Consider the following 5,242-nt stretch of genomic DNA (forward strand, 5'->3'; position numbering starts at 1 on the left):
CCGGGATGCCACGGCAGGTACTGCGCCGCACGCAGTTCCACCTCGACGCCTGCTGCAGCTGCAATGACCCGCACTGCTGCAAAGGTGTCCGAAGCCTCGGCCTGACGGCCAGGACCCCAGGGGCCGCTCGGTTCACGCAAACCACTCAACACTGCAGCGATGTGCACGGGCTGAGCCGGCAACGACGCGATCAGGTTCGCGATCTGCTCGTCCGTCGGACGACGATCCACCGGCAATGCATCCACCGGCTTGGTGTCGGGGCCCGGCAGGACGACCTGCGCGATGCCGTACAGCGACAGATCACGCTGACCGCGAGAAGCGTTGCGAGCCAGGATCTCCAGCAGACCCGGGAGCAGCGTGGTCGCCAACTCCGGACGATCGGCTTCGAGCGGGTTGAGGACCTTGCTGGTGTTGCGGCGCGGATCATCCGCGTCGAGGCCCCAGACGTCGAAGACGTTCGTCGGCAGGAAGACCGGAGGAAGGACCTCGACGTAACCGGCGTGAGCCACGGCCTTCGAGACCGTGCGCTTTCGCCGCTGCGACGGAGTCAACCCACGTCCGGCCGGAGCGGCGGGAAGCACAGACGGGATCTGCTCGAGACCTTCGAGGCGAAGAACTTCCTCGACGAGGTCCGCAGGCTGCACCAGGTCCGGACGCCACGACGGCGGCGTCGCGACCAACTGGCCGTGTCCTTCTTCGCTGACGCCGACCTCGACGTTGCAGCCAACCTGGGTGAGGCGGCGAGCTGCGGTGCCGTTGGGGTACGTGACTCCGGCGACACGGTCGGGCAGGTCGATATCCATGCGAATGGCAGCGCGAGGGGCAACATCGCCCACGTCGGTCAGGACCGGTTCGATCCGTCCGCCGGCAATCTCGACCAGCAGAGCGGCTGCGCGGTCGACGGCCGCGAGCGGAATCGCCGGATCGACGACGCGCTCGAAACGCTTGCTCGCCTCACTCGGCAGCTTGTGCCGGCGCGCCGTCTTGAAGACTGCGAGCGGATCCCAGGTAGCTCCTTCGAGGAGGATGTCCGTCGTTGCCGTTCCCACCTCGGTGGTTGCGCCGCCCATGACGGCAGCCAGCGAGATGACTCCGGAATCGTCGGCGATGACAACGTCTTCGGGATCGAGCGTGCGTTCGACGTCGTCGAGCGTCGTCAGCTTCTCCCCCGCCTTGGCGCGACGGACCACCAGGTCGCCCTGCACGGCGGTCGCATCGAACGCGTGCAGAGGTTGGCCGAGTTCGAGCATCACGTAGTTGGTGACGTCGACGGCCGGCGAGATCGGGCGAACACCCGAGAGCAGAAGTCGACGCTGCAGCCACCACGGGCTCACTGCCTGCGGATCGATACCCGTGATCTTCCGCATCACGAAACGCGAAGCCTTGGACTCCGGTTCGAGGCGCACCGGCCAGGCTTCACCCTCAGCCGGGTGCGCGGGAACCGAAGCGGGATCGGCGTATTCGAGATCGAAGCCGCACGCGAGCTCTCGCGTGAGACCACGGACCGAGAAGCAGTAGCCACGGTCCGGGGTGATGTTCAGTTCGATGATCGTGTCACCGAGACCGAGCAACTCGTTGCCGTCGGCGCCGGGTTCGGCGGTACCAGGCTCGAGCACCAAGATGCCCGAATGGTCTTTGCCGATACCGAGTTCCGAGACGGAGCAGATCATGCCGTCGGACACCTGGCCGTACGTCTTGCGAGTGGCGATTTCGAATCCGCCGGGCAGCACTGCGCCGGGCAGCGCAACGACGACGAGGTCACCCTCGTTGAAATTGCGTGCGCCACAGACGATGCCGCGAGGCTCGGGTTCGCCGACCTCGACCTGGCAGAAGCGGATCGGCTTCTTGAACTCGGTCAGTTCGGTGATGGATACGACCTTGCCGACGACCAACGGGCCGTCGATCGCCTCGAGTGTGTCGAGTTCCTCGACTTCGAGTCCCACCCGGACGAACCCGGCGTCCAGCTCTTCCGGTGTCACCTCCCAGTCCGGAGTTGCCCGCTGCAGGATCTCGGTCAGCCAGGATTGCGCTACTCGCACGTCTGCTCAGCTCTCTCGTTTGTCGATAAGTCTTTGTGAAGGTTCCGCGGACCGGATCGGTCAGCCTGCGACACCGAAGGGCAGCGTGAAACGCACGTCACCTTCGACGATGTCGCGCATGTCCGGGATACCGTTGCGGAACTGCAGGGTCCGCTCGAGGCCCATGCCGAATGCGAAACCCGAGTACTCGTCGGGATCGATACCGCTGGCGCGCAGAACGTTCGGGTTGACCATGCCGCAGCCGCCCCACTCGACCCAGCCTGCGCCGCCCTTCTTGTTCGCGAACCAGACATCGACCTCGGCCGACGGTTCTGTGAACGGGAAGTAGTTGGGGCGCATACGGGTACGCGTCTCGGGGCCGAAAAGGGCACGAGCGAACGCGTCGAGAGTCCCGCGCAGGTTGGCCATGGTCAGGCCCTTGTCGACGGCCAGGCCTTCGACCTGCGAGAAGACAGGCGTGTGGGTCGCATCGAGTTCATCGGTGCGGAACGTGCGGCCCGGGCACACCACGTAGATCGGCACCTCACGCGAGAGCATGGTGCGGACCTGCACCGGCGAGGTGTGGGTACGCAGCACCTGGCGCGAGTTCTCGGGTGCCAGGTGGAAGGTGTCCTGCATCGTGCGCGCAGGGTGATCCGGCAAGAAGTTGAGTGCGTCGAAGTTGAAGTGCTCGGTCTCCACCTCCGGACCCTCGGCAACTTCCCAACCCATCGCGACGAATACGTCGGCGACCTGCTCGGAAATCAGGCTGATCGGGTGACGCGCCCCGACGGGGTGACGATCGGAAGGCAGAGTGACGTCGATTGCCTCGGCAACCAACACCGCGGCGTCACGCTCGGCGAGGAGGACCTCACGACGAGCGTCGTACGCGTTGTTGATCCGAGTGCGGAAGATGTTGACGCGCTTACCGGCGTCCGCCTTTTCCTTGCCCGGAAGGCTGCCGAGTCCCCGGCGAGCGAGGGCGATCGGGGACTTGTCCCCCAGGTGCTCCACCTTGACGTGCGCCAGCGCATCCAGGTCAGCGGCGTCCGCCAGCGCCTTCTCGGCGTTCTCAGCCGCAGCGGTCAACGCCTCTTCGGTGAGTACACTCGCGTCGACCTCCGGCGGTGTCGCGCCCTCATTTTTGGCCACGGCTGTGACGCTCCTGTCGCTTCTCGGTTTACTTCTCGTACTGCGTGCTTCTTGTACTGCTTACTTCTTGTACTGCGAGCGAGCTTTCGAACTCGCTCGAGCATTGTCTCTGCTCTTGTATTGTCTCAGGCTTCCGCAAATGGGATTCCGTGAGGTCTTCGCGTGCGTTTTCAGCCGTGATCGGTGGCGCGATTTTGCACCCGCGCGCTTGCGTACAGGCAAATTGCCGCCGCTGTCGCGAGGTTCAAGCTTTCGGCGCGGCCATGGATCGGAATCCTGACCCGATGATCAGCCTGCGCGGCGATCGCCGGATCGAGACCGTGCGCTTCGTTACCGAACAGCCAGGCCGTCGGCTTGCTCAGCAACTCGTCGGCCTCGTCGAGATCGACCTCGCCGTCAGCTGCAGTCGCGAGAATCTGAATGCCGGCTGCGCGAATCTGCTCGATCACCGACACTGTGTCTCGATCGCGGACGACTGGCAGGTGAAACAGGCTGCCCGCCGACGAACGAACGACCTTGCCGTTATGCGGATCGACGCTGTCGCCGGCGAGGATTGCCGCATCGGCACCCACTGCGTCGGCGATGCGAATGACGGTGCCCGCGTTACCTGGTTCGTTGACCTCGACCGGCACTGCGAGCAGGCGGGTCTCCTGATGGACGGCTGCGCTCAGCGGTACATCCAGTAGATCGCTGACGGCAACGAGACCGGGCGGCGTGACGGTATCGCTCAGAGCTTTGATTGCTCGATCGGTCACAAGAGCAACACGAACTCCAGCGGTCAGCGCCCGATCGATGACGTGCTGATAGCGCTCGGCTGCGTCCTCGGTGTAGAAGAGGTCGTGTACCGGGCGGGCCTCGCCATTCGAGAGTGCACCGTTCAACAGTTCGGTGACCGAGTTCTCGCCCTCGACGAGGAAACGTCCTGCTTTGCGTCGTTCTGCTGTGCGCAGGAGCTTGACAGCAGAAACGACCCGCGGAGTCCGCTCGGTGAGCGGGTCCACGGGCCGTTGCTGTGATGCGTGAATCAGGCTGCTTCTCCGGCAGGAGCGTTCACGTCAGCCGGCAGAGCGGCCTTCGCGAGTGCGACCAGGCCGGCAAAGGCCTCGGCATCGGAGACAGCGAGCTCAGCCAGGATCTTGCGGTCGACGTCGACCTCTGCCAGACGCAGGCCCTGGATGAGGCGGTTGTACGTGATGTCGTTTGCACGAGCTGCAGCGTTGATACGCGTGATCCACAGCTTGCGGAACTCGCCCTTGCGCGCACGACGGTCGCGGTACGCGTAGGTGAGCGAGTGGAGCTGCTGCTCCTTGGCCTTGGTGTACAGACGCGAACGCTGTCCACGGTAGCCGCTGGATGCAGCAAGAATTGAACGACGCTTCTTCTGGGCGTTGACCGCCCTCTTTACGCGTGCCACTTGAAAAATCCTGTCAATCTAGGGGCTGAAAGTACGGCCCCGGGTGGTCAGTAAGGGGGCGACTCAGATGCCGAGCATGCGCTTGATGCGCGGAGCGTCGTCAGGGCTGACAACAGCGACACCGTCGAGACGACGGGTAACCCTGCTGGACTTGTGCTCGAGAAGGTGGCGACGGCCGGCCTTCTGGCGCATGAGCTTTCCGCTGCCGGACACCTTGAATCGCTTCGAGGCGCCGCTGTGGCTCTTCATCTTGGGCATGGAGTCCTCAGTTCTTGTTACGTGGTGGATCTTGGGAAATCGACTAGCTGGCCGGAGCCTCGGGAGCGGCATCGCCGGTCGCCGGTGCTTCCGGAGCTGCTTCACTGGAAGCCGGTGCGGCCGGAGCCGGACGCGGAGCAGCCTGAGCCACTGGCGCCTGAGCGCTCTCCTGCGCCTTGACACGAGTCTTGGCGCCCTTGTGCGGTGCCAGGACCATCGTCATGTTTCGGCCGTCCTGCTTTGCCGAGGTTTCGACGAATCCGAGATCTGCGACGTCTGCTCCCAGACGCTGCAGAAGGCGGTAGCCGAGTTCGGGGCGTGACTGCTCACGTCCGCGGAACATGATCGTGACCTTGACCTTGGAACCGGCTTCGAGGAAGCGAACGACGTTGCGCTTCTT

General features: G+C 64.4%; 6 protein-coding genes. All 6 read right to left on the reverse strand.

The annotated features are described in order from the left end of the window. Window positions 1–2,039, reverse strand: a 2,039-nt coding sequence (gene pheT / locus RWT78_RS28010) for a phenylalanine--tRNA ligase subunit beta (protein ID WP_314682501.1), incomplete at its 3' end; no start/stop codon positions are given. A gap of 60 nt (window positions 2,040–2,099) precedes the next feature. After that, window positions 2,100–3,170: a phenylalanine--tRNA ligase subunit alpha gene (pheS, locus tag RWT78_RS28015; protein ID WP_003944109.1), complete on the reverse strand. Its 1,071-nt coding sequence runs from the start codon at window positions 3,168–3,170 to the stop codon at window positions 2,100–2,102. A 170-nt stretch (window positions 3,171–3,340) separates the two neighbouring features. After that, window positions 3,341–4,171 carry an RNA methyltransferase gene (locus RWT78_RS28020; protein ID WP_007736261.1) on the reverse strand — a complete coding sequence of 277 codons (831 nt, stop codon included), beginning with the start codon at window positions 4,169–4,171 and terminating at the stop codon, window positions 3,341–3,343. 23 nt (window positions 4,172–4,194) lie between these two features. Beyond that, complete coding sequence (gene rplT / locus RWT78_RS28025) at window positions 4,195–4,584, reverse strand: 50S ribosomal protein L20 (RefSeq protein ID WP_003944011.1); 390 nt, start codon at window positions 4,582–4,584, stop codon at window positions 4,195–4,197. Window positions 4,585–4,647: 63 nt separating this feature from the next. Continuing rightward, on the reverse strand, window positions 4,648–4,842 hold the full coding sequence (gene rpmI / locus RWT78_RS28030) for a 50S ribosomal protein L35 (RefSeq protein WP_003944043.1): 195 nt from the start codon (window positions 4,840–4,842) through the stop codon (window positions 4,648–4,650). A 43-nt stretch (window positions 4,843–4,885) separates the two neighbouring features. Further along, window positions 4,886–5,242 (reverse strand): translation initiation factor IF-3 (gene infC / locus RWT78_RS28035; RefSeq protein ID WP_314682508.1); only part of this gene is annotated, 357 nt, incomplete at its 5' end.

This window comes from uncultured Rhodococcus sp. (assembly GCF_963525155.1).
GTDB lineage: Bacteria > Actinomycetota > Actinomycetes > Mycobacteriales > Mycobacteriaceae > Rhodococcus_F > Rhodococcus_F qingshengii.

What these genes read in the sequence shown, in the direction of transcription:
- rpmI (WP_003944043.1), bottom strand. Translation starts at nt 4,842, where the DNA reads ATGCCCAAGATGAAGAGCCACAGCGGCGCCTCGAAGCGATTCAAGGTG.